2 protein-coding genes are annotated in these 1,358 nt (G+C 69.6%); one reads left to right on the forward strand and one right to left on the reverse strand.

Features of this window, described 5'->3' with window-relative positions; genetic code table 11:
• A partial coding sequence (locus ACWFR4_RS48975; protein ID WP_453658483.1) for a hypothetical protein occupies positions 1 to 216 on the reverse strand: 216 nt, incomplete at its 3' end.
• 10 nt (positions 217 to 226) lie between these two features.
• Here ACWFR4_RS48975 and ACWFR4_RS48980 point away from each other — a divergent pair.
• The gene (locus ACWFR4_RS48980; protein ID WP_453658485.1) at positions 227 to 364 is read left to right on the forward strand and encodes a hypothetical protein; all 138 of its coding nucleotides are present in this window, start codon (positions 227 to 229) and stop codon (positions 362 to 364) included.
• Positions 365 to 1,358 lie beyond the last annotated feature (994 nt).

Below are 1,358 nucleotides of genomic sequence, written 5' to 3' on the forward strand. Positions count from 1 at the left end.
TGGTTTAAGGGCAAGTCCCGCCCCTCCAAAGCCAACTTGGAACGCCTCGACAGTGCGTACTGGGTCCGCCGCCGCGAGAACCTGATCCGCTCCGGCTGGCTCAAGCGGCACCTCGACAACGACGGCCAGGGCCGCCGCATGGAGATCTATCCCGTCGACCAGTCCGCCGTCACCGCCAGCCGCGCCCGGGTGAACAGTCACCGAGCGCTCGATCACGGTCCGCTACGTGTGGGCCGACATGGTCGATGCCTGGGCCGCCCAGGACGCCGGCCTGATGGACGAAATCTGGGACGACGTCATCACCGACCTGGACAGCGACTACGCCGCCTACGCCTACGTGTCCTCCGTCGGCATCGGCGCCTGAGCGTGGCGCGGTAATGCCCATCGGCATGGCCCAGTGAGCCGGGACACGACAGTTGGAACCTGGCCACGCGTTCTGGCACCGCGGACGATGACGCGCCAACACCCGCCGCGTCGTCACCCGAGGGCAGCGGGCCTGAGAGGCTTGAGATCGAGCTGCTCGCCGAGGTCCGCGACGCGATACGCCGACAGGGCCTGGCCACATTCGACCGGGGCGGTCCCCTCCTGAACACGTCCACGACCCCGTGGGCACCCCGACCCGATTCCGGTACTCGGTGACCCTGCACGGCACGAACCCCGAGTGCCACGTGTCGATCACCGGCCCTGTGCCCGCTGTCGAGCGGGCTGTGGCCCCGTTTCTCCTGCCGGAGCACCCCGCCGAGCCGCGGCACCGGGCCCACTGTGGGGCGTACAGGGCCGACTGGTCGTGTTCCTCGCCCAGCGCACCGACGTCGAGCAGACCGAGCAGGGCGGAATCGCGATCAGCACCACGCCCGGCCCATACGGCTACGCCGTGCCCCGCCCTCGACCCGATGACCCGGGCCTGCGACACGAGCCGGGCCTCCGTCGACGTGCACGGCGCCGGCGTCGACTTCCTCGTCTCCCTCGCCCCGCACCCCTCCCGCTGACCCCCTGGCGTGCCCCGGCCGGCACGGGGCACGCTCCTACCGAAACGCCCCAGCCGATGGGCACTCACATCCCACAGGATTCCCAGCTGTTCACGAATATGTTGCTCGTCACGGAGGCGGGTTTACGGTGGCTTGAGCAGGCAGGCCGGACGAGAGACTCGCGAGCAGACTGAGCGGGAGGAGAACCTGCGTCAGCAGGAGCGCCGTGCTCGGCATCCTGCAGATGGGAAGAGTCGCAGCCGCTGACTGCCCTCGTGGATTCAGAGCTCCTTGTGGCGACAGGTAGGAGTGCATCGCAGTGACAGCACCCGGGCCAACACCACCAGCCCAGCCGAGCCCGTCCGGCGACCCCGCTCCCTCGCCCACGCC

The sequence above is a fragment of the Streptomyces sp. NPDC055140 genome, assembly GCF_053607285.1.